This is a genomic window from Saccharopolyspora sp. NPDC002686 (genome assembly GCF_040295745.1).
Classification (GTDB): Bacteria; Actinomycetota; Actinomycetes; order Mycobacteriales; family Pseudonocardiaceae; genus Saccharopolyspora; species Saccharopolyspora oryzae.
In genome coordinates this window covers 19037-41853 of the sequence record NZ_JBEOVY010000005.1, presented here as the reverse complement: position 1 = coordinate 41853, position 22817 = coordinate 19037, and the positions used below count along the sequence as shown (strand labels likewise).

Genomic DNA, 22817 nt, shown 5'->3' with positions numbered 1-22817 from the left:
CGAGATTTCAGCGCCGGACTTGCGCCCGAGGAGTTTGGAGGCATCGGTGGAGCTCTTCGGTCGGGAGGCTGAACTGGCGGCGCTGCTCTCCCATAGCCCTCGGGCCTCGTCTAGGGGCGGATTCGTGCTGGTCCGGGGCGAGGCTGGCGTGGGTAAGACGGCCCTGCTTTCCGCGGCGACGGAGTCCTGGCGCAAACAAGGCGTTGTCGTGCTCGAACCCACCTGGGAGGACGGTGCTGGCGCCCCCAACTCGTTGGATTTGGGTGCCCTGCAGCAGGCCGTGAGGGAGCACTTCGAGGAGTTCGGCGATCCGGGCGTCAGTCACGCGCTCAACGCGATCACCCGGCTGGCGGCGAGTGGACCTGCGGTCGCGTTGGGGCCGGCGGTGCGGAAGCTGTTCCGGAGTCTGACGTCGAGCAGGGGAGTGGTGCTCGTACTCGATGCGCCCACCGGGCTCAGTGACTTCTCCCTACTGGAGGCAGCTCGTCGGGAGGGCTGCCTGATCGTCCTTGCGCTCACCAACGGCGTGGAGCCGGTCGCCGTTTCCGACCACGCGACCTTGGTGGCCGATCTCGTGCTCGACCTCGATCCGCTACCTGACGAGCACATCGACCGCATGATCGGCAAAGCGGTGAACGCACAAGTGGACGACCGGCTGCTCGTCGCGTTGCGCGCGTCGCTGGGTCCACTCGCCGGCAATCCGGGCACGGTGCTGGGGTCACTGGAGGCGTTGCGCGAAGCTGGCCGCCTGACCACGGTGATCAACCACGTCTGCCTCATCCGGGCTGATCAGCCGATTCCACTACACCCCGGCCATCCGATGCTGCAACAAGCCCGCAAACTCGGGCCGTTCGTCGAGCAGACTCTGACGCTCTTGGCGGCGATGGGCCCGCTTGATCTGCCCGCGCTCGCCTCGCTCCCCAGAACCGTGCTCAAGGGCGTCCACCGCTTCGGGCGGGCCGTGGACGAATTGATCGAGTCGGGCCTGCTGGTGGTCGATCAGGCGGGGAGGATCGGTCCGGCGTGCCCGGCGGTGGAAGCCGCGGCTGTCCAGGGCCTGGCCTCGGAGGTTTCCAAGACGATCTACGACGAGGTGATCGATGCTGGCGCCTACGTCGAGCCAGTCCTGGCCAGGGATTCGGTGATGTCGGACGGCGCGCGGCGGACCAGCGGTTTTCGGGGAGGGCCGGATGACCGCTGGGAGGCTGTCAAACGGGAGGTTCGGGAGGTTTCCGAAGGAAGCCCGCTCTTCGCCGACGGGTTGACCAAGGCGCTGCACCGCGCATTGGGAGAAGGTCACTTCGACGTCCTTGGCCGGTTGGTCGAGGAGTTCGCTTCTGCCGCTTCGATCAGCCCTGCGGTGCACGCAGACCTAGCCTCGGCGTCACTGCTCTCGGCGTTGCACACCGGCCGTCCAACCCCGTCTGCCGTGGCCGAGCAGGTGTACTCCGGCGAGGCCGGGACCGTGAGAGCTGCGTTCGAACGCTGGTGGTTCGGTGAAGGCGTGCACAACGAAAGCCGACCTCCGGTCACGGCGAGCAGCGCCGGCGACGCAGCGAGTGGCTCTTTGTTGACGGACTCCGAACTGGATCTCATCGCGCATGCGTTCGCCGGTGACTTCGACGCCTGTCAGGCCGCGCTCGTAAGTTTGCGCCCTGGACGTGCGGTGACGTTGGCTGACGTCACCAAGATCATCGACCGGGGGTTGGGAGGCGATCTGCAGATGGTGTTGGAGATCGTCCTCGAATCGAGGTACGGCGTCCCTGCCGAAGGGCCGGTGGCCGCCTACCACCAGGTGGCCCGCGACTACATGCTCGGCCGGTGGCCGCAGGCCCTGTCCATGTGCCGTGAGCTGGAGGTCGTCGGTCCCGTCCCGACGCAGCTGCACCACCGCTCGAAGTTCCTCGCTGCGGAGATGTCAGGGATGAGGGGGGACCGGAAGCAGTCTGCCGAGTGGTTGGCTTCGGCGTCGCGCGCCGATGGCTTCGCCGCCATGCGGACGTGGGCCAGCCATTGGCAGGCCATCGAGGAGGGCGGTTTGTCCCAGTCGCTCCAGGCAGTGCTCGATACCGCCGAGGCTTGCGAGCGGGCTGACGGCTGGTTGAACGATCGGCAGCGTTTCTGGGCGGGTTTCATGCTCAGCCGAGGTGTTGAGTGCGCGAGCGAGTTGGATCGGTTGGGCGAGGCGAAAGAGCTGGTGGGCAAGCTCGAAGTGCTCCAGCAACACCGGGTGCTGCCCTTTGCGGAGGAGACAGTTCTGTTCGCGCAAGCGATCGCTCACCGAAATTTGCTGTGCGCCAAGGCGTGCGCGGAGATCGCGCAGGCCCGGGAACACCCGTTGTTCCAGGCGAAGGCGTGCATGATGGTAGGACGGCTCGGCGAAGCTCCGCGGCCGTGGCTGCACGAGGCGTATCGGGTGGCCAAGCGCATGGAGGTCCGGCCCATGCTGCTCAGAATTCTTGGCGCGATGCGCTCCGTGGGTGTGACTGTGCCGCGCGCTCGTGCGGAGCGCGCGGCCTTCTCCGAGGTCGAGCTCCGCATCGTCGAGTTGCTCCGGGAGGGCTGGACGAACCGGCAGATCGCCCGGGACGTCCAGGTGACGGAGAAGACTGTGGAAAGCCACTTGACGAGGTTGTTCACCAAGACCGGTTGCCGCTCCAGGGTCGACCTGGTGGCGGCGAGCCTGGCTGGACGCGTTCCGGGAATCCCGGATTGATCAGGGCGGGGCGGCCGCATTGATCACGAAGTGAGCGATGCGACTGGCAACGATGCCAGCGACGTGCTGGGGGAGCGTCTTCAGCCACGGCCGCAATGCGGAAATATCGCCGGGACCGATAGTGGTGGGTATGCTGCCTACGTAGAGCTTGCCCACGCCTTGTTGGTAGGAGACCACCTCGGACAGGCCGACGTTGCTCATGATGTGCAGGTATCGCCCCAGAGTCTCGACGGAGACGGCGCCCTGATCCGGTGGGATCAGCTCGGCAAGCCGTGTTCGGGATAGCGGTGTTTCGCTGGTCATCAGCTGTCCCCAGATCCACCGCACCCGGGGGATGTTGAGTCTCCCGATGCACCTGAGTTCGTGCTGTGCGTGGGTCGGAATCGCTGGAAGCTGACGTTGATCGGTCGAACGTTCCGGGCAGCCCCCGAGGAATCGCGCACGTACGTGGCCGAGGCAGTTTGCGCAGACTGCAGTGTCGATCCAAACCGCGAGCATCGTGCGGTCCGATCTGGGCATTGCTGCGGGGAAGCACCCGGCGAACACCTTGTGCCTGCCACGATGCAGTGCGACCGTGCTCGTAGCCAGACCGAAGCTCTCCATAGCTCGCAGGTACCTGCGGAAGCTCAGCACCGGGTCCAGACGCACCCTTGACAGCGTTGCATCCCGGACATCGCTGGCCGATGCGGGATTAGGTGTGCTGAGCAGGAACCCCCAGAGTTCGAGCATCGTGCTTGCTCGGAGGCGCCGGCTTCGTGCTACGGCGGCAGCCGCGTCTCCTGGCAGGAACAATGGGATGCAGTAATGCACCATCGGCCTACTTGCCTCCACTGCCATTCCCTCACGCGCAGTCGATTTGACTGCCTGCGTGCACAGTGTCGCTGCATCGCGGTGCCCGGTTGTGGTTGGACGACGCGGTGGAACCGTTTCATGGGGAAACCTTCAGCAGCACAGAGTCCTAGTGGTCTATGCGTGGTGCGCGGTCAGGGTTTCACGTCCGCGGTGAAGGCTCCGGTGAGTATTGCGGTCGCAAGCCCTACCCGGGACCGGTGGCCGGACTGCTTGAACAGGCGACTCAGCCGGCTCTCGACGCTCTTCTCCGTGTCGTGGAGGAGATAGGCGATCTCCCGGTTCGACATGCCCTCGGTCACCAGTGTCGCGAGCACGAACTGCTGCTCGGCGACGGTCTCCTTCCGGCCCGGGACAGGAATCTTGCGTTCCCGCATGAGCCGACGCAGGTTCGCCCGGGGAAGCAGTGCACCGAGGCTGCCGTAGATCTCGTAGGCCTCCAAGATCTCGTTCTTGGACGCGGCGCCCAGTTGGGACAGGCGGAACACTGTTTGAGCGCGGGCGAATGGTTGGTCCAGACGCGAACTCAGCCGCAGGGCCTCCGCCGCGTCCGCGGGGTCGTCGGTGGCGGTGAATTTGGCGATCAGGTGGTTGAGCCGCGCGACATCGCTACCGACTTTCTCAGCGACCCTGCCGCACTGGATGGCGCATCGCTGAGCCTGTGCCATGTCGCCATCGGCCCTCGACAACTCCGCCAGGCGCAGCCACAGCCGGTCGGTGCCCAAGACCAGGCCAGTACTTGCGGCCGACTCCAGGCCGCGGCGAAGCGATTCAGCGGCGCCAGAACGATCGCCGAGCATGTGCAGCAGATCGGACTCGGTGCTGTCCAACAGGTGGCTCAGCTTCGGCCGTGCGCCACGAGCGCGGTCGAGGAGATCTCGCGCCCTGGATGGCCTCGCTCGCAGCATTTCTATCTGGGCAAAAGCACGGTGTGCGGTGTCATAGGCGAGGATCGGCGCGCTGGCAGTGTTGGTAGCGATGTCGTCGCGGGCGTCATCGAGCTGGTCGCCCCAGTCTCCGGAGAGGAAGCACAGCAGCGCCTTGTGCGGGCCGGTCAATGGTAAGGAATCCGACGCAGCCAGCAAGGTGCGGGCACCAACGAGGTCCTCGGCCGCGAGGAGCAGGTCCAGCTCCGAACCGGTGCGCAAGGTGTGGAAGTCCGCTTTCCCGTCGCCGTGAGCCGTGCTGATCTGGCAGTGCTCCAGATACGCACTCGTGGTGCGATGGCCCAGGAGGAAGTCGTTGGCGTGCTGGAGGAAACCACCTGTGCCAGCAGTCGAACCACCTCCCGCCGTCCAGGTGCTCCACGTGGACTCGAGCAGCTGACTGCTCTCGCTGCAACGGCCGAGGCAGTGCAGGGCCAACGCCACTGTGACGATTCGTTGAGCAGAGCGGTCTGCCGGCAGGTCTGCGGGATCGGCCACGATCTTGTTCAGCGCATCCGTGTCATCCAGCGAGTCCAGGCTGGTGATCTGAATGATCTCCGCTGCCAACAGCAGATCTGGTGGCAGCGGGCGGGGGGTCTCCTGCTTCAGCGTTGTGATGGTTTCGATGGCGTCCTGCCAGTTGCCAGCCAACCAGTGTGCGGCGGCCAGTGCGAGCAATGCACGCCACCGCTGTGCACCACGGAAGTGGGTTGCTGCGGCACCGATCCACCGCCGGGCCCGGTCAGGTTCGTAGGCCAGCACCGCTATGCCGCGTTGGAGCAGGAGCGAAGCCGATTTCGAGCAGCCGGCTGCCAAGCCTGCTTCGGCTATCCGGTCGTACACGAATGCGGGAACCTGGTCGATGCTGCTGCTTCTCTGCGCGGCGTTGAGCAGGACTTGTGCCGCACGGAGCCGGGCGTATGGCATGAGGCGGCTGGCCAGAGCATCTGCGAGCACCGGAGGACGGAAGCCGAACTGTCCTCGATGGAGTGACAGCAAGCCGGTGGAAACCGCCGCGGCCACCACCTTCGCGACGTAGTCGGCCGAAATGCCGGTGGCCTCCGCTGCTAGAGCGACGTCCGCGCCGTCAAACGGATGCAGCGCCGCTAGGGTCATCAGCACCTGCTGGGCAGACTTGGGCAGGTATCGCACCCCGACGAGCAGCGGCGAGTCGTCCGGCACCCGAGGAAGAGCGTGCCTGCTGGCCAGATGCGCCGTACCATCGGCGACGCACAGCGCACCGACGTTCCGGTAGAGCTCGGTTACTTCCAACATCGGCCCAGGCGCCCCCGTCCCAAGCCGGCTGATCTCTTCAACGAGACGGCGTGCGGGCCTGGCCTCCAATTTCTCCACGAGCAGCGAGGTGGTCTCCGCTGCGGTGAGAGGCGCGATCCGTAGGACTGCTGCTGACCTGCTACGCACAAGGCCCGACGCGACCGTGTGGCCCGCCCAGGTGCTCGGTCTCGGGTGATCCCGGATGGTGCACACGAGCGTGACCTGGCTGTCCAAAAGCCGCCGAGCGAGTGGTTCGAGCACGGCGCGCGTAGCCGGGTCGACGTACTGTGCATCGTCGATCAGGACAACGCATTTGCCGCGTGCGGTGAGAACTTCGCCGAGCGCGGACGCCAACCAGTCGGCTTGAGTCGGGCTGGGGGGCTCGCTGAGCAGGTGCGCGAGCAGCCGGGTGACCTCGGCTGGCTCGTTGAGCTCCGAGTTGACCCGGTTGAGCACTCCCCACCAGGTCTGACCATCGAGGTACGTCGCCCGCAGGCGGATGACGGGTACCTGCTGCGACCGTAGCTGAGCGCTGAGCGCGGTGAGCACGGATGTGCGGCCGCTACCCGCAGCGCCGGCGAGTAGGACGAGAGGTGTCTGGGAGTCGTCAACGGCGCTCAGGAGCTTGCCGAGGACTCGTTGCTGTCCGGCCAGGCGCTCGCGGGGAGCTGCGTCCTGCACTTTCGAGACTGACAAGTGCACCTCGATCGTGGCTCATGCTCGAGGGCGATCTCGAGCGAGGTCGGTCGATAGGAATCCTATCCACCATTCGGGCGATTGATCGAGCCCGAACCTCCCAGCGCGGTGTGTTGATCGCCGAATGTTGCGGAAACGTGTCGCTCCATTCGCTGGAGATTGCCTCAGCGTCGAGGTCGCGCAATGCACTCGAGATCTCGAGCTATGCGGTACGCAGGAAGCGAACCGCGTTCGATCGTGGTGGGGCAACTTCTGCGTTCGCCTGCGCGTCCAAAGCCCTGATGTGGGTGAGATCGCCGTTGTACGCTTCGATGATCGTGCGGAGTGCGAGCCGGTCGTCGTGCGGTAGAAGTCGCTGTGCCGCGGCCGCGATTGCGGCAAGGGCTTGCGCAGCGCGCACATTGTCACCGGCCGCGAGATGATCGGAGATCTTGTCGGCTTGATCGTTGTCCAGGGTCGAACCCATGTGGAAGAACACCCGGTCGAGTGAGTCGGTGAGGAATGCCGACTGGTCGTGGGCGACGATTCCGTGGTCGATGACAGTCATGTCTGCCTCCCTCGGTGATCGGCATGCCATATGCCGTTGGTTGGGACGCTGCCGAAGCAGTCGATCCCGTGCACGGGTCGAAGCTAGGTCCGCTGCACCTGCTCGTTCCGCAGGATGCAGTCAGCGCTCCTCCGAACCGGGAATCCACTCACCAGTGGGTCGCACGATCACACCGCTGGCGTTGTGAACCACGGCAAGGACCAAGGTCCGACTGGAAACCACTCGCTGCGGAGTCTCTCGTGAGGGTTTTACCGAAATCCACGTCGGCCGGAACTGAGAAACGGGGTATCGCCACGTGGTCCGTGCCAGCGTCTACCTGACCAACGGAGGTGAGTGCGGTGTCCTATGTAGATCGGATGCACGATCTCTTGCTACACGTGGCGGGCCGCGTGCCGGACGAATTCATGGCGACCGCACGTCGGCAGCTCGCTGCCGGTATGGTCGGCGATGTCGCTCTGGCCGTTTGTCTGCAGCTCGTCCAGCGCAAGGTGCCGGTGACCATCGAACAAGCGGGCTTGCTGAGCGAGCTAGTCGATGACTCCGCAACCGCGTTGTTCAGCGGCATTCGGATCACAGAACACGACTTCTCCTCGCCGTGGAGGTTCGTGTGGAACCCGGAGCGGCCGAATTCGGACATCGACGACGCGACAGCCGCGTTGGTCGCTGTGCTGGACGTGACCCCGGCTGCTCGCGGGCTTTGGCTTTCCTGGCGGATGTCGTGGAGCGGTGGGCCGCTGTACCCGGTGTACGTGGTGGAAGCCGACGGTGGCGACCATGCCCGGCTGAGCGCTGAACTGCACGTGGCAGTCGCCGATCGGCTCGACGTGCCGCGCATCGAAGTCGTGGGGCTGAGCGAGGCGCCCAGCTACCAGCGGGCGGCACGTAACAGCGGCGAGCTCGTCTGGTCTGTGGCTGAACCGTCCGAACTGTTCATCGCGAACGTCTTCAACCGAGTCGATCGGCTAGGAGGCCCGAGTCTCGATGACCACCCAAGGCTGACCGAACCGGCGGATCGCGAGCACGTGCTCGCGCACCTGAGAGCCGGCCAGGTGTTGGTGAGCACCGACACCACCATGATCGATGTGGTTCAGCCAGGCCGTGGTTCGGTGGTGCCGATCGGCTTCCGAACCGACGGTGTGTGGCTGTGGCCAGAAGCCATCGCCTACTACCTCGAGGAGTACGGGCTGGCCCCCGACGAGCGGTTTCTCGCGCACATCCGGACCGCCGAACGGCCCCTGGGGCCGGTATCCACGGTCATTGTGGACCGTGCGCTGCGCCAACTGCTCGATCCTTCCAGCTGACCGCGCTGGACGAGGACTCATGAGAACCAAATCCGGCGAATCGGAGACGCCACCGACGAGCACATTGTCCGTAGAGCCGGTTCCGGCTCGATCTAGCGGCAGCTCCGCTCTGGCCTTCTTCGCCGCACTGCTCGCACTTCGGAGGATGAGCACATGTCCCAGTCTGAATCACCTGCGCCCCCGGTGGATCCACCGGGGGCGCAGGAACCCGCTGTGCGGGTGGCGGTATGCGCAGCGGATCCCATCACGATGAACGGCTTGACGCAGATGCTCATGGGGCGTGTCGAAATCTTCGTCGCGAAGGGCGAACCCGCTGAAGAGGTGGACGTGGTGGTCTTCGCCGCCGATCGGGTCACTACCGAGGTCATGGCCGCTATCCGCCGGGTGGCCTCTCGGTCCACCGCGCCGGTGGTGCTGGTGACCAGCGAGCTCGACCGGGCCCACCTGCTGGGCTCCGTCGAGTGCCGCGTGGTGGCGGTGCTGCACCGCCGCACGGCGACCGAGGAGCGGTTGGTCAAAGCGATCGGCCTCGCGGCGAAGGGCGGTGGGGTGTTGCCGCCGGAATTGCTGGGCGACTTGCTGCGGCAGGTGCAGAGCCTGCAGGAAGAGGTCCTGGCGCCGCACGGTCTGAACGCTGCCGGCCTGACTCGACGCGAGATCGACGTCGTGCGGCTGCTGGCGGACGGGTTGGGCACCGGGGCGATCGGGACCCGGCTCTGCTACTCGGAGCGGACGGTCAAGAACATCATCCACGCGATGACGAGTAGGTTGAAATTGCGCAACCGCTCGCAACTGGTCGCCTACGGGCTGCGCGCCGGAGTGATCTGAGCACGGCTGGATCGCGCTCGGCAGACATGGACGACTTCATCAGTGCGGGTTGCGAGGGTGGGCGATTGTGCGCGGCGGCGCATCTCAAGAAGGATTGAAGACAGGGACCATGAGTTTTCTGGCAACGGCGGCCCTGTCATCCGGTGACGTTGCGAATGACGAGTTTGAGGAGGACTCGTCATTCGCAACGGTAAAACGTGAGGGAGATCAGCCAACCCAGAGTCCGACCTGGCCGTCTGGATAGGGCTGATAGCTGCATCCGGTCCACCGGTGCTCCGCGCGTCCCTGCTCGCATGCGGCCTTTGCTGAATCAAAGTTGGGATATACTCCCGCAAAACTTTCGGCCGCCGCGATCGGGGCGCCGGCGGCCAACATGCCGGCGGCGAGCAGTGTGCTCGCTAGAAGTTTACGCATTGTCTTCATCTTCCTTTGGCGGGATCCCTTGAATGGCGTCGCTACGCGCCAAGTCGTGAAATAAATTTTATCGAAAGAATAGATGTCCCAGCAATGTGTGGCGCCAGACGTTGCCCCTTCGGGCGAAAAATCGTCCCGAATAAATCCGCATTTCTCATTGACCCAGGGTGGGCGCGCGTGAGCGGAACAAATCTTGGTGGACCGGGACAGGGCTCGATCGCCTGCACGCCGGGCGTGGCGCAGGTCAGCCGGGCCATCGCCAGCGATGTCGCTGGTCGACCGATACGCCCGGACGCAGCGGTTGGTGGCTGTGATCAGCGACGGAACCAGCGCTGCCGTGGCGTAGGCGGATCGGGCCGAGGGCGTCGCCAGGGCTCGATCGCACTGATGCACACGACGGCCTGCCGAGCAGTCGGCTGCATCGAGCTCGGGCTGGGACCCAAGAAGGAAGAGGTGGCGACCCCTGGGAGCCTCGCCCTCACCTTTCGGGGTCGTATATCCACTGAGGACACCTGGGTCTCGCTCGATCGTGAGCCTGGTTCAGTGCAGCGCCCCACACTGAACCAGGCCGGTTCCCATTCGGTCGAAGGGAGGCGGCCATGCTCAGGTGCGGTCGGGCAGCCAAGGTGGGGACCTCCCGCGCTGGTGGACTCCTTTACTTTGCCGAGTACACTATGAAGTGACCTCGAAGAACGAACTTGAGCATGCCGCTGACCGCCCACTCGACTGGGGGTCAAGGGGTCGTGGGTTCGAATCCCGCCGTCCCGACGGTAGAGAGGATCCCCGCAGGTCAAAGCCTGCGGGGATCCTCTTTTTGTGATCTGTGGCGGATGGTTCGCGCCGAGCACGTCATTCGTGGACTCCTTTACGTCTCGTCAAATGGTCATGCCTGGCGGCGTGCTTGCTATCCAGTGAAGCCTGGAGTCCCTCACCGCGCAGGCGGTGGACCTGTGCGCACATGTGCCTGCGGTCGTTTGCGCCGTCGACTACCGCCTGGCCCCTGAACATCCGTATCCGGCGGCGTTGCGGGACTGCGAGTCCGCGCTCCGCTGGACGGCGTCGGAGGCTGAGCTGCTCGGCGTGGACGCTGCGCGCATTGGTGTGTACGGCATGAGCGCGGGTGGTGGGCTCGCCGCGGCTCTGACGCTGCTGGTTCGGGATCGGGGTGGCCCGCCGGTGTGCTTCCAGGTGCTCGATGCCCCGGAAGTCGACGATCGCGTCGAGACGTTCTCGGCACGCACGTTCGATGAGACACCGCTGTGGAACCACGCCGACGCGGTGCTGAGCTGGCGGCACTACCTGCGTGGGTGGAGTGGGGAGGTTCCCGCGTACGCGGCGCCAGCGCGGGCGGACGATCTTTCCGGGCTTCCGCCGGCGTACGTGTCGGTGTACGAGAACGATCCGCTGCGGGACGAGGGTTTGGCTTATGCCTCCGGTCTGCTGCGCGCGGGTGTGTCCGTCGAGCTGCACCTGTTCCCCGGGACGTTCCACCGCTCGGCGGTGCTCACGGGAGCAGCGGTGTCCCGGCGTCAGGCCGCTGAAACCCGCGCCGCGCTCCGCCGCGCCTTGCATCCCTTCGCATGACGCAACCTCGAGCGCGTCGATCGGGGTCAGCACGGCGTTTCCGACGGGACTGCCCTGGTGGTCGCGAAGTCTGCCTTGCAGCAGAGCCGATTCGTGGTGCGCCGATGGATCGTCCTCGCTCGCAGTCGAGTCTCGACGGAGGTGTGGCCGCCAGCTGGAAGCTGAGTCGTTGCAGTGCCAGGTAAACCGGCCACAGTCCCGCGACCGACGGCGCGTTCCGGACCTCCGGCAGGATTCGGCGGAAGTTGTTCCCGGTGTCCAGCACGCAGGTGAGAATGGCGTGCCGTTGCGTGCCTTCCTCTTCCTGGTCATCGGAGGACACCTCGGCCAGCGCCCGAAGGATCGAGGCCAGCTCGGCACGAACCGAATCGGCGGAGGGCCTGGGCCGCAACAGGAACGCGGCGAGGAAGGCCAGCGTCGCGCCGAGGGCCGTGGTCAGCAGCCGGTCGCCGAGCAGCGGCACGATCGGGGTCGGCCCGAGGGCGGACAGGGGAATGACGCCGGTGACAACTCATCGACCACGAACCAAGATCATGCCCGCAACGCCGACCAAGATCCGAGCGAGACATCCTCTACGGGGCTGCTCCCTTTGCGCTTTCGGCTTAGCCTGACTGAATTTCGGCCGTTCTGCTCGAGATCCTGAGCGGCCGGCTGATCCGTCACCTTCGGGTTGTCTCTTCCACGGGATGGGGGAGGCCCCACTCGGGGTTCGGGGGATCTCCCTGGCAATTCAGGGGGAACTCCCCATCGAAAGCGGGGATCGCCTGAGTGCACCATTTTTTCATCGGCGACGGAACAGAAAAACCAAGCCGTGAAGGAAGCACAAAAGAGACACGACCCAGAGGTCCTCCCTCCGGACTCGGTGCATCATCAACCCGAAAGAGATAGCCATGAACAAGACGACCCGGGCCATCGGTATCGCTGCCGCGATCGGCGCTATTGGATTCATGCCAGCCACTGCTATGGCCGCCTCCCCGGCGCATGCTGACAACAACGCCGTGATCACTCAGAGCAGCGACGGTAGTGGCGACAACAACGCCAAGGTCGACCAGAACAACGATGGCAGTGGCGACAACAACGCCAAGGTCGACCAGAGCAACGACGGCAGCGGCGACAACAACGCCAAGGTCGACCAGAGCAACGACGGCAGCGGCGACAACAACGCCAAGATCAACCAGAGCAACGACGGCAGCGGCGACAACAACGCCAAGATCAACCAGTGGATGGGGTCGGACTGGTACTGACAGATACACCGCGCAACTGAACAACCGCTAGCGGCTGAGGGTCGTGTCCGGGAATTGCATCTCCGGGCCCGGCCCTTTCCCGCGCCGATGGCGTCCGTCAAGCAGTTCCAAGTCACCTTTGACTGCGCAGAACCTGAGCGTCTCGCTCGGTCGGGTGGGGAGAACCCCACCGCAATCCGGTGGTCGTGCACCGGCGGTTCGGGGGCGCGCTCCATCGGAATTGTCAGAGGGCAGCGGGAGCATTTGGGTATCGACAACACCGGGAAGCCGAAGGGGGCGACCGCCATGAACCCGCAGCAGCACATCACCGACGCCCGCACCGCGCTCGGCGCCGCGGATCTGTTCGCGGGCACCGACCCGGTGGCCGTCCTCACCGATCTCGCCGCGATCGCCGAGTTGGTCGGCCGCCTGGCGGACCAGGCCCGCCGGGACCTGGCCAGCTGGGCAACGGTCGGCCCGCACCTGGCGCAGGCCAACGACCACGCCACCGCCTTGGCGCGCAGCCTGCACCACGCGGGCGGCACGCTCGCCTACAACACATCGCTGCACGTGGCGGCCTGACCGCCGATCGATCTGTCCACGGCGGACGTGGTCGCGATTGCGTAGCCGGGCGGTGCCCGCAGCGGACGGAGCCGAACTTCCCGACCCGCAAAAGGTCAGTCGCTCGGCTGTGCCCGGACGTCGTTGACGATCTTCTCGATAGGGCCGTATGACCTACTGCTCCGGGCGCTGCGGGGCGGACACTGGCACGTGGGGGCAGAAGCCCATGACCGAGCGCACCGCTGGACGGACTGGCCGCGCGGTGTTGAACGCCGTGCTCGCCGGATTCGTGGTGCTGACCGCGGCATGGCTGACCATCGGTGCGCTGGCCGCTCTCGCCGCTTACTCGCCCGGCTTCCACGACCTGCTGGTGGTGTCTGACGCCCGGTGGGCGCGCGGGCTGCTCGCCGGTGCGGAGCAAAGCGAACTCGCCGGGCTGGCGCTACTGGACTACCTGCTCAGCTTGCTCAACCTGGTGGTCGCCGCGGCGCTCTGGCGGTCGGGCAGGCGCGATGTCGCCACCCGGCTGCTCACGATCGCCCTGGTGGCCACGGCCGGGGCGGTCAACCTCCAGGCGCACGCCTCGGCACCGGTCGTCGAGACCGCCTTCGACTTCGACATCGGCTGGTGGCACGTGCTGCTGCTGCACGTCGTCGGCGGCGTGGCCTACGTGCTGGCGCTGGTGGTGTTCCCGGCCGGCAGGCTGGGCCGCATCGGACTCACGTCTTGGCCGACGCGGGTCGCGGTCGGCGTCAGCGTCGCCGGGGTGCTCTATCTGCTGGCCATCTCCACCGTGAACTACCCGCACACGATCGGCTTCGTGATCTTGTTCGGGCTGCTGGTGTCGGTCGTCGGGGTCTTCGCGCAGCGGCACCACGCCCGCACCGGCCCGACCCCGGAGATGCGGCGCGAGTCGCGGTTGCTGTGCGAGGCCCTGGCCGTGGCGTTGATCGTCATCACCGTGCTGGGCGCGGTCACCGCACTGCTGTGGTCGTTGCGCACGCCGGGGCTGACGTTGTTCGACCCGACCGTGCGCCAGCCGGGGAAGCCCTACCCCGAGTCGCTGGCCGTGGTGTTCTGGCCGGCCCGGCTGGTCTTCGCGGTGGTCCCGTGCGCGCTGATCACGGTGACCCGCCGAACCCGCCCGTGGGAGACCGAGCACCTGTTCAGCCGGGCGTCGGTGCACACCCTGGTGGTCCTTCTCGTCGGCAGCGCGGCACTCGTGGTGCTGGCCGCAGTCGAACCGATCAACGCCGTCATCGGGATGCTCGCGGCGGTCGTGGTGGCCGCGCTGGTCTTCCTGCCCGTGCACACGGGTGCGGAACGGCTGGTGGACCGTTTGGTGTTCGGCCGCCGCCCGGAGCCCGCCACGGTCCTGGAGCAGGTCGCGGAAGTCTCCAGCGGCCGCGACCACCCGGATCTGACCGACCTGGCGGAGGTCATCGCGCGCGGGCTGGGCGCGGACTTCTGCGAACTGCGGCTGGACGTGTCCGGTGGCCAGCGGTGCTTCCGGTGGCCGGCTGATCAGGCGGAGCTGCCGGAACCGGTCGTGCTGCCGGTGAGGTTCGGGGGCGCGGCAATCGGTTCGCTCGTGGTGGACCGGACCAGCGCCACCGACGTCCCGGGGCAGCGCGACCGACTGCTGGACGACCTGGTGGGCATCCTCGGTCCGGTGCTGCACAACAGCAGGCTCGGTCTGGAACTGGAGGAGCAGCTCAACACCGCGTTGCAGCGGGCCGACGAGATCGCCGAGTCGCGCCGCCGCGCCATCGCCGACATGGACAGCGAGCGCCGGGGCCTGGAACGCAACCTGCACGACGGGGCGCAGCACCACCTCGTGGCGCTGCAGATGGCAGTCGGGTCGGTGGAGCACGAGATCACCCACGACCGGCCAGAATCCGCTCGCGGTCGCCTGGACCACCTGCTGGCGCAGCTGGAGGGGGCGCGCCGGGTGCTCGGCGACACCGCGGCCGGGGTGTTCCCGGTCGTGCTGGCCGACCACGGGCTGGCCGCGGCGCTGACGGCCGAGTTCGGCGCCGATCAGCCCACGGTGGCCCTCAGGCTCGACGAAGCGGTGGCCCGACGTCGGTTCCCGCTCGAGGTCGAAACAGCGGTCTACTTCACCTGCCTGGAAGCGGTCAACAACGCCTTCAAGCACGCGCCGGGAGCCGCGGTGACCGTCACCATCCGCGACGACTACCGCGGGGTGCACTTCGAGGTGGCCGATGACGGTCCGGGTTTCCACACCAGCGGCGACGACGCCGGGCGAGGGTTGCACAACATCGCCGACCGCACCGGTGCGGTCGGCGGTCGGCTCACCGTCCGCTCCGCACCGGAGCAGGGCACCGTGGTGGAGGGGTTCATTCCGCTTTGATCTGCAGCAGCCCCTCGCAGGTCAGCGCAACACCCCGGCAGATCTCCCGCACTTCCCGCGGTGCCAGCGGATTCTCCGCACGGCTGCGCCAGTGCTCGAGCTGCGCACCGGCTGTCCGCTGGATCTCCTGCGGCGGGCTGCCCACCGGCAAGGCCAGCCGGGTGCACGGGGCGCGGCCGACCGCGCCGAGCAGTCGCGCCGCTCCCCGCCGGTCGTCTTCGGACAGCGCGGTGCCGTTGTTGCGCAGCAGATCGAGAAGTTCTTCTTCGAGCAGGTCGTGTGAACTGCTGCGGATCTGCGCCAGCTCGAACATCAGCGCCGCGCGGCGCGGATCGCCTGCGGGCAGGTCCCGCACAGCGGTATCCAGGGCATCCAGCGCCGCCCGCTCCGGGGGAGCCTCGGCGCTGATCGGGATCCGGACCTCGACGGCGTCGGAGACGAGCTGGAAGAGTCGATTGATCCGGTCGGGCAGCGGTTCGACGCCGTCCGGCGCGGCCCCGGACTCCGCCGGCTCGGGTGCGGATTCCTCGACAACCGGGGTGAGCTGGTCCGGAAGCCAGCCGACCACGCTGATCCGGGTGTCCTGGCTCCAGCGCACTTCGCCGCCCAGAGCGGCGATGCGGTCGTCGTCGTTGGCGAGCGCGGCTCCCAGGTCGGCCGGTTCCGCGGGCGTCGGCGCGCTGATGCGCACGGTGATCCGGTCGGATTCTTGCGCGAAGTGCACCAGCACCGGGTCGTCCTCGGTTCCGGTGAACAGCCGGACCGCCGAAGCGGCCAGGTAGTACAGGCCCGACTCGATTTCCCAGTCCACCCGCCGAGTCAGCTCGCCGGTGACCCGCACTGGTCGGCCGAGGTCGGCGCAGAGCTCGCGCAGCGCAGCCAGCGGGCCTCCATCGCGCAGCACGCTGGGGTAGACGCCGCGCACCACGGCGCGGAACCGCTCGATGACGCCTTCCAACGTCGCGCGCAACCTGGTCAGCACCTCCGCGGCAGATTCGGGATCTGCGTCGAGGGCGGATCTGAGCTGCTGGATCTCGGTGCGGATGGCGCTGAGCCCGTCCTCGGAGACGGTGCCGATGTCGCCGACCAGGCGGCGGCGTTCGATATCGCGCGCGTGCATGAGCCGCTGCTGCGAGGCGTCGAGCTCGTCCGCCAACTCCTGGGCGCGCCGCACCCGGGACTGCAACTCGTTCGCGAGGGAAACGCTGCGCAGCAGCAGAGCCGTGCCCTTCGCGACGTCGCGCATCCGCCGCTCCTGGGTTTCGGGCGCGGACTCGGATTTGCCGATGGCCAGCGCGCCGCGCTGGATGTGGCCGTCCACCACCGGCACCACATGCCGCACCCCGGGCACTGCCTGAAGCGCGTCGATGTCGGCGACGGTGTGCGTGGTGCCGGCCAGCGCCGACGGCCAAGCTGCCGAGTTGACCAACCGGCCGCCGGCCATCAGCCACAGCGAAGCGTGCTCCGCGCGCGTGCTCTCGGCCAGAATGCGGGCGAGAGTCGGCAGCGTCTGCTCCCAGGAGCCCGTGGCGGGCAGCTTCCCGGCGACCGCGGCGATCTCGGTCGACGGTGCCGGTGGCAGCCGCCCGATCCGCCGGTCCAGCACGGCGAGACCAGCGACGCACACCGCAGCGGCGAGGAACGCGGGCACCATCATCGGCCGCCCGGCCCCGAAGAGCAGGGCAGCACCGCCGACCACGGTGATGTAGGTCAGGACGACGAATCCGACCAACACCAACCAGTGAAACGGCGCGACCAGACCCTTCCCGCGCATCACTCCCCCCGAACGACCCCAACCCTAGGCCGCGGTGATGCCTCCACCAGGGCACAAAGTCGGGGGTTCAGGACTCGGTCCAGTGGGCGCGCAGGTAGGTCAGCACGGCCAGTACCCGGCGGTGGTGATGGGTGTCCTCCGGTGGGATGCCGAGCTTGGACAGGATGCTGGCGACGTGCTTCTCCACCGCCTTCGGGCTGACGAACAGGCGGTTGGCGATGCCGGGGTTGGAGCGGCCCTCGGCCATCAGCTTCAACACCTCGGCTTCCCGTTCGGTCAACGTGGCCAGCGCTTTCTCCTCCTTGCCGCGCGGCCGCTCCACGAGCCGCTTGGCCAGCACCGGCTCGATGACGATCTCGCCGTCCTGGATCCGGGTCAGGGTGTCGGTGAGCACCTCGACGCTGGCGATCTTCTCCTTCAACCGGTAGCCGATGCGTTCCGTGCCGATGTCCAGGATCCGCATCAGGTAGTGCGTTTCGGCGTAGTGCGAAAGCAGCAGCAGCCCGAGCTTCGGGTACTTCGCGCGCAGCCGTTCGGCGGTGCTGATGCCACCATCGGGTTCCGGCGGCATCCGGATGTCGAGCACCGCGACGTCGGCGGTCGCCGTCTCCGGCGCCTCGAACAGCGAATCGCCGTTGTCCACGCAGGCGACGACTTCGTGGCCGGCGTCGTCCAGCAGCATCACCAGGCCTTCGCGGAACAGGGCTCCGTCCTCGGCGATCGCTACTCGCATGGGATCCTCATCAGGCTCGTGTCGTGCTCGTCGGAGCCGATCGCCACGACCAGCTCCGCGCCCTTGCGCTGGATCGACACCTGCGCGCACGCCGCATCGGCGGGCAGCTCCGCCAAGCGTTCGGCGACCTCGAAGTAGACGGCCGCTTCCACTTCGGCGTCGAAGCGCTGCGCCGGCACCCGGATCGCCACCGGGATGCCCTTGCGCTCGGCCAGCGCCTCCAGCGCGGCAGCCAGTCCGGCGGTCGCCAGCGCCCGCGGGTAGATCTCCCCGGCCAGTTCCCGCAGTTCTTCCAGCACTTCGTGCAGCTCGTCCTGCACACCGGTCAAGCATTCGTGCACCCGCGCATCGTGCTCGACGCGGTGCCGGCACACGCCCAAGCGCAGGGCCAGCGCGGCCAGCCGCAGCGCCGGGCCGTCGTGCAGCTGCTGCTCGAGGGATTTCCGCCTGGCCCACCCGACCCGACCGGACTCGCGCTGCACGATCATCGTCGCCTCCCCGCACTTCGCTGATCTCAGCGTGACTCGCCGCGACCGCTGCGCAACATGGGGCATGCACCCGCACGGGGGTAGGGAATACCCCAGCAACCGGGTCCGGCGACCCTGGGAACGGGTGCCGATCGCACTTGCGCTTCGAGCGCGGAAACCAACTGGAAAACCGTCACCGCTCTCGTCGAGCTCGCCGGCCAGCGGACCTGATCAACGGACGCGCGGATCAGCGCTGATCTGCACGAGATTGCGCAGGTCCTGCAACGCCACCGACAACATCGCCACATCCACCCGGCCGGCCTCGCGCAACTGCCCCAACGTCTCCCGGCACCGCCGCACCGGCCCCGCATTGCCCTGCAACCACTCCGCCACGAGCTCATCGACACCTACCCCGGGCACGAACCCGGCCAACGCCGAGGCGGTCAACCGCCGCCGCTGCGCGAACAACCCGTCCCGCAGCGAGATCTTGGCCAGCAACTCCCAATGCGACTCCGAGGGCAGCTCGACGATCTGCTCCTGCAGCCAGTCCATCCCCAACCCCACGTCCAGCGCCGAATACACCGCGGCCACGAACCCCACATCACGGCGATCACCGGCGATCTCCACCACGTCCAGCGACCCCGCCAACGGGCCCAGCACCGCGATCCGCCCCGCCAACAACCCCGGCACCCCCAGCCCCTCGAGCTCGGCGGTGCGCGCGGCCACCGCCTCGGCCTGCGAACCGGCCAACGCCGCCGGCAACACCGGCACCAACTGCCGGACCTGCCCGCGGAAATGCGCCACCTCCGCGGCCACGTCCACCGGTGGCCGCCGGTGGCGCAAGAACCACAACGCGCCCAGCTGGCAGAACCGCTGCAGCTCGTGGAACATCTCGGCGCGCACTCCCGGCGGACACCGCGACCCCAGTCCGTCGACGTCCGACCACAAGGCGTTGAACCCGAAGATCTCGCGCACCGCCAAATACGCCAGCACCGTATCCGGGGTGTCCACCCCGGTGGTCTCCTCGAGCCGGTAGACGAAGCCGGTGCCGACGTGGTCGGCCAGGTCGTTGCTCAACGCGGTGGCCAGGATCTCCCGCCGCAGCGGATGCCGCGCCATCGCCGCTCCGAAGCGCTCCCGCAACGCCACCGGCAAGTACTCCAGCAGCTGCGCGGCCAGGTGCGGATCATCGGGCACCGGCGAATTCACCAGCTCCTGCGCCAGGTTGTTCTTGGCGTGCGCCAACAACATCGCGATCTCCGGGCGCGCCAACCCCAGCCCGGCCCGCCTGCGCCGCGCCAGCTCCGGCTCGTCGGGCAAGCACTCCAGCGCCCGGTCCAGCTTGCTGATCTGCTCGAATTTGCGGATGGCTCCGGCGTGCTGGTCCAGGAGCACCGGTGCCTCGGCTTCCACCACGCCCAACACCCGTGACTGCAACCGGCTGTCGGTGAGCACCGCCGCCGCCACTTCATCGGCGACCTCGGCCAGCAACCGGTTGCGCTCGCCGCCATCGATCACGCGGTCGCGGACCGCCGCATCCAGCAGGATCTTCAGGTTCACCTCCCGGTCGGAGGTGTCCACCCCGGCGGAGTTGTCGACGAAGTCGGTGTTGATCCGCCCGCCGGCCAGTGCGTACTCGATGCGCGCGGGCTGGGTCAACCCCAGGTTGCCGCCCTCGACGACCACCCGCGCCCGCAACCCGTCGGCATCCACCCGCACCGCGTCGTTGGCCGGATCGGCGGCATCGGCGTGATTTTGGGTGCTGGCCTTGACGAACGTGCCCATCCCACCGTTCCACAGCACGTCCACCGGAGCCCGCAGCAACGCCTGCACCAGCTCCGGCGGCGTCAGCTCCGCGGCCTGCACCCCCAACCGCTGCTGGACCTGCGGGGAGATCGGCACCGACTTCGCCCGCCGCGAGAACACCCCACCGCCAGCGGAGATCCGCTCCGGGGCGTAGTCGAGCCAACTGGAGGCGGGCAGCGCCGCCAACCGCGCCCGCTCGGCGTGGGAGAGCAGCGGATCCGGGTCGGGATCCAAGAAGATGTGCCGGTGGTCGAACGCGCCGATCAACCGGATCCGCTGCGACAGCAGCATGCCGTTGCCGAAGACGTCCCCGGACATGTCCCCGATGCCCACCACCGTGAACTCGTCGACATCGGGGTCCCAGCCCAGCTGCTCGCAGTGCTGGCGCAACGACACCCACGCCCCGCGCGCGGTGATGCCCATCGCCTTGTGGTCGTACCCCGACGAACCCCCGGAGGCGAAAGCATCGCCCAACCAGAACCCGTACTCGGCGGCAATTTCGTTGGCCAGGTCGGAAAACCGCGCGGTGCCCTTGTCCGCGGCCACCACCAGGTAGGGGTCCGGTTCGTCGTGGCAGACCACCCGAGGCGGCGGCACCACCGCACCGTCGAAGAGGTTGTCGGTGACGTCGAGCATCCCCCGGATGAACGTCGCATAGCAGGCCCGGACCTGCGCATCGGCTTCCGCGCGCTCCAGCCCGGCAAGCGAGCGCCGCACCACGAACGCGCCCTTGGCGCCGCCCGGCACGATCAGCGCGTTCTTCACCGTCTGGGCCTTCATCAACCCCAGCACCTCGGTGCGGAAGTCCTCCGGCCGGTCCGACCAGCGGATCCCGCCGCGCGCCACCCGCCGCGACCGCAGGTGCAGCGCCTCCACCGCGGGGGAGTAGACGAACGCTTCGAACAACGGCCGCGGCCGCGGCACGAACGGCATGCCCGACGGGTCGATCTTGAACGCCAGGTACTCCTTCGGTTTCCCCTCCGCGTCGCGCTGGAAGTAGTTGGTGCGGACCACCGCCGAGAAGAACGCCAGCACCGCCCGCAACGTCTTGTCCTCGTCCAGCCCGGTGACCTCCTGCAGCGTTTCCTCCAACTCCGCGGGCACCGGCCCTCGCGGCTGGTCGGGGTCGAAGCGGGCTGCGAAGAACTCCAGCAGCGCCCGCACGAACCGCGGCCGGGACGCCAACGTCGCCTCCACGTAGGGGCGGGAGAACGCGAACCCCGCCTGCCACAGGTAGTGGTAGGCGGCGCGCACCAGCGCGGCCTGCCGCCAGTCCAGGCCCGCGGTCAGCACCAGCCGGTTGAACCCGTCGGTCTCGGCGCGGCCGTGCCACATCGCCGCGAAGGCGTCCTCCACCAACGCCGCCGCGTGCCCGCTGAGCTCGTCGATGTCGTGCCGCAACCCGAAATCGTCGACGCGGGCCGCACGCCGCCCACGCGGCTGGATCTCGTAGCTGCGGTGGTCGGCCACTCGCAGCCCCAGCCCGGCGAAGATCGGCAGCACCTCCTGCAGCAGCGGAGCCTCACCCGCCCAGCAGATCCGGAACCGCACCGACCCGGCCACCGCCTGCGGCGACCGGTACACCCGGCCCAGCGGCGGCCCGGCCTCGTCCCCTTCCAGGCAGGCGATGTCGGCCACCGCCTGCGTCACCGGCGAGTCCTCCCGGTAGCCGGAGGAGAACGCGCTGCCGTACACCGCGGCCACCGCACGCCCCTGATCGGGCCCGAACTCGGCCAGCAAAGCCGCGGTCAGCTCCTGATCCCACTGCTGGTTCCGCTGGTCGTAGGCCTGTCCGGTCACCGGTGCACCTGGCTGCATCACGGCCCCCTCTGCAGCGACATCCCCAGTGTCGCCGCACGCCCCACCCGCGCCAAGGGCTGCACGACCGCTCGCGGCGCGGATGGGCCACGGCGGCTTGCCTGGCCGGCTACCGCGCGGGCGGCTCGTCGACACAACTCGCGCAGAGCACCTGGCACAGGGTCCTTGGAAGCCTTTCCGACCCGCTCGCCGCTGTCTAATCGATCTCGTCGTTCGGTCAGAGCGACATGCTGTTGCTCGGGTCGCAGTCCCGGCAGGAGGTGCTACGGATTCGGCACCGGGCGTTGGAGGCGATGCGTGCCCAGGTGTGTCAGCAGGGGGAAGTCCAGCACCCACCTGCTGAGCACCGCTGCGGTGGGCGACGTGACTCGTGATCTTCGGCTGTCCTGGTGCGCGAGCGGTTCTTGGTGGCCTGGACAGCGGCGAAGCGTGCGGGTAGCGCGATCAGGTTCCACGGCGGTTGCGCACTCACGGCCTCAGTCGATGCGGGCGATCGCGACGTAGACGCAGGAGTGCTCTGGTTCGCTGTTGTGCTGGTCCGGGTTCCATTCCTGGGCGAAGACGACCCCGGGCTCCACCAGCGGCGCGCCGCCGAGCAGCGCTTCGAAGGTGTCGTGGTCGCGGGCGTAGGTGGGAGTCGCCATGGCCTGGCTCATCCGGGCGGCCGTGCCGCCGTCGACGATCGGGTCGTCCGCGGTTACGTGGGAGACGAGGTGGACGCTGCCGGACGGCAGCTTCTCGTGGTAGCGCCGCACCAGCTCGGTGGTCGGTAGCCGTTTGCGACCGACGGTCAGGTAGGTCAGGTCCGCCGCACTCATCTTGCGTCGGAACGCGGCGTTGGCTGGCTCGGCGCTGATCAGCCGGTGTGTTTGCGGTGTGGTGTCGGAGAATCCGATCGTTCCATAGAGGACGACTGCGGCGATGG

The 22817-nt window shown here is 67.7% G+C and carries 15 protein-coding genes; 7 read left to right on the top strand and 8 right to left on the bottom strand.

The features are described from left to right. The first annotated feature begins 46 nt into the window (after nt 1-46). Nucleotides 47-2716, top strand: a complete 2670-nt coding sequence (locus ABTZ89_RS01545; RefSeq protein WP_351038856.1) for a helix-turn-helix transcriptional regulator — start codon at nt 47-49, stop codon at nt 2714-2716. Here the strand turns inward: ABTZ89_RS01545 and ABTZ89_RS01540 are convergent, their stop codons facing one another. From ABTZ89_RS01540 to ABTZ89_RS01530, 3 genes are all read right to left on the bottom strand, one after another. Beyond that, on the bottom strand, nt 2717-3019 hold the full coding sequence (locus ABTZ89_RS01540; RefSeq protein ID WP_351038854.1) for a hypothetical protein: 303 nt from the start codon (nt 3017-3019) through the stop codon (nt 2717-2719). Nucleotides 3020-3699: 680 nt separating this feature from the next. Further along, the gene (locus ABTZ89_RS01535; protein ID WP_351038852.1) at nt 3700-6462 is read right to left on the bottom strand and encodes an AAA family ATPase; all 2763 of its coding nucleotides are present in this window, start codon (nt 6460-6462) and stop codon (nt 3700-3702) included. Between the two features lie 202 nt (nt 6463-6664). Continuing rightward, the gene (locus tag ABTZ89_RS01530) at nt 6665-7009 is read right to left on the bottom strand and encodes a hypothetical protein (RefSeq protein ID WP_351038850.1); all 345 of its coding nucleotides are present in this window, start codon (nt 7007-7009) and stop codon (nt 6665-6667) included. Nucleotides 7010-7347: 338 nt separating this feature from the next. Between ABTZ89_RS01530 and ABTZ89_RS01525 the strand changes: the two genes are divergently transcribed. The 6 genes from ABTZ89_RS01525 to ABTZ89_RS01500 all read left to right on the top strand — a co-directional run bounded on the left by ABTZ89_RS01525 (nt 7348) and on the right by ABTZ89_RS01500 (nt 15294). Further along, nucleotides 7348-8310 (top strand): hypothetical protein, encoded by a 963-nt coding sequence (locus tag ABTZ89_RS01525; protein WP_351038848.1) that lies wholly within the window; start codon nt 7348-7350, stop codon nt 8308-8310. Nucleotides 8311-8559: 249 nt separating this feature from the next. After that, nucleotides 8560-9138, top strand: a complete 579-nt coding sequence (locus tag ABTZ89_RS01520; RefSeq protein ID WP_351038846.1) for a helix-turn-helix transcriptional regulator — start codon at nt 8560-8562, stop codon at nt 9136-9138. Nucleotides 9139-10470: 1332 nt separating this feature from the next. Beyond that, the gene (locus tag ABTZ89_RS01515; protein WP_351038876.1) at nt 10471-11136 is read left to right on the top strand and encodes an alpha/beta hydrolase; all 666 of its coding nucleotides are present in this window, start codon (nt 10471-10473) and stop codon (nt 11134-11136) included. 890 nt (nt 11137-12026) lie between these two features. Then, nucleotides 12027-12380 carry a hypothetical protein gene (locus ABTZ89_RS01510; protein WP_351038844.1) on the top strand — a complete coding sequence of 118 codons (354 nt, stop codon included), beginning with the start codon at nt 12027-12029 and terminating at the stop codon, nt 12378-12380. Nucleotides 12381-12665: 285 nt separating this feature from the next. Beyond that, a complete protein-coding gene (locus ABTZ89_RS01505) occupies nt 12666-12941 on the top strand; it encodes a hypothetical protein (protein WP_270946389.1) in 276 nt (91 codons plus the stop codon). A gap of 205 nt (nt 12942-13146) precedes the next feature. Beyond that, nucleotides 13147-15294: a sensor histidine kinase gene (locus ABTZ89_RS01500; RefSeq protein WP_351038842.1), complete on the top strand. Its 2148-nt coding sequence runs from the start codon at nt 13147-13149 to the stop codon at nt 15292-15294. Here the strand turns inward: ABTZ89_RS01500 and ABTZ89_RS01495 are convergent. From ABTZ89_RS01495 to ABTZ89_RS01475, 5 genes are all read right to left on the bottom strand, one after another. Beyond that, nucleotides 15281-17068, bottom strand: a complete 1788-nt coding sequence (locus ABTZ89_RS01495; protein WP_351038840.1) for a sensor histidine kinase — start codon at nt 17066-17068, stop codon at nt 15281-15283. The genes ABTZ89_RS01500 and ABTZ89_RS01495 overlap by 14 nt on opposite strands. A gap of 67 nt (nt 17069-17135) precedes the next feature. Beyond that, nucleotides 17136-17801 carry a response regulator transcription factor gene (locus ABTZ89_RS01490; protein WP_270946386.1) on the bottom strand — a complete coding sequence of 222 codons (666 nt, stop codon included), beginning with the start codon at nt 17799-17801 and terminating at the stop codon, nt 17136-17138. Beyond that, nucleotides 17792-18289 carry a histidine kinase gene (locus tag ABTZ89_RS01485; RefSeq protein ID WP_351038837.1) on the bottom strand — a complete coding sequence of 166 codons (498 nt, stop codon included), beginning with the start codon at nt 18287-18289 and terminating at the stop codon, nt 17792-17794. Before ABTZ89_RS01485 ends, ABTZ89_RS01490 begins: the two co-directional genes overlap by 10 nt. A 210-nt stretch (nt 18290-18499) precedes the next feature. Beyond that, nucleotides 18500-21874 (bottom strand): NAD-glutamate dehydrogenase domain-containing protein, encoded by a 3375-nt coding sequence (locus tag ABTZ89_RS01480; protein WP_270946384.1) that lies wholly within the window; start codon nt 21872-21874, stop codon nt 18500-18502. A gap of 494 nt (nt 21875-22368) precedes the next feature. Then, entirely contained in the window at nt 22369-22710 is a 342-nt protein-coding gene (locus ABTZ89_RS01475; protein WP_351038835.1) for an SAM-dependent methyltransferase, read from the bottom strand. Nucleotides 22711-22817: the final 107 nt, after the last annotated feature.

Bases quoted from the DNA above. Each gene is read 5' to 3' on its own strand.
- ABTZ89_RS01540 (WP_351038854.1), bottom strand. From the start codon at position 3,019: ATGACCAGCGAAACACCGCTATCCCGAACACGGCTTGCCGAGCTGATC.
- ABTZ89_RS01530 (WP_351038850.1), bottom strand. From the start codon at position 7,009: ATGACTGTCATCGACCACGGAATCGTCGCCCACGACCAGTCGGCATTC.
- ABTZ89_RS01520 (WP_351038846.1), top strand. From the start codon at position 8,560: ATGAACGGCTTGACGCAGATGCTCATGGGGCGTGTCGAAATCTTCGTC.
- ABTZ89_RS01510 (WP_351038844.1), top strand. From the start codon at position 12,027: ATGAACAAGACGACCCGGGCCATCGGTATCGCTGCCGCGATCGGCGCT.
- ABTZ89_RS01505 (WP_270946389.1), top strand. From the start codon at position 12,666: ATGAACCCGCAGCAGCACATCACCGACGCCCGCACCGCGCTCGGCGCC.
- ABTZ89_RS01500 (WP_351038842.1), top strand. From the start codon at position 13,147: ATGACCGAGCGCACCGCTGGACGGACTGGCCGCGCGGTGTTGAACGCC.
- ABTZ89_RS01495 (WP_351038840.1), bottom strand. From the start codon at position 17,068: ATGCGCGGGAAGGGTCTGGTCGCGCCGTTTCACTGGTTGGTGTTGGTC.
- ABTZ89_RS01490 (WP_270946386.1), bottom strand. From the start codon at position 17,801: ATGCGAGTAGCGATCGCCGAGGACGGAGCCCTGTTCCGCGAAGGCCTG.
- ABTZ89_RS01485 (WP_351038837.1), bottom strand. From the start codon at position 18,289: ATGATCGTGCAGCGCGAGTCCGGTCGGGTCGGGTGGGCCAGGCGGAAA.
- ABTZ89_RS01475 (WP_351038835.1), bottom strand. From the start codon at position 22,710: ATGAGTGCGGCGGACCTGACCTACCTGACCGTCGGTCGCAAACGGCTA.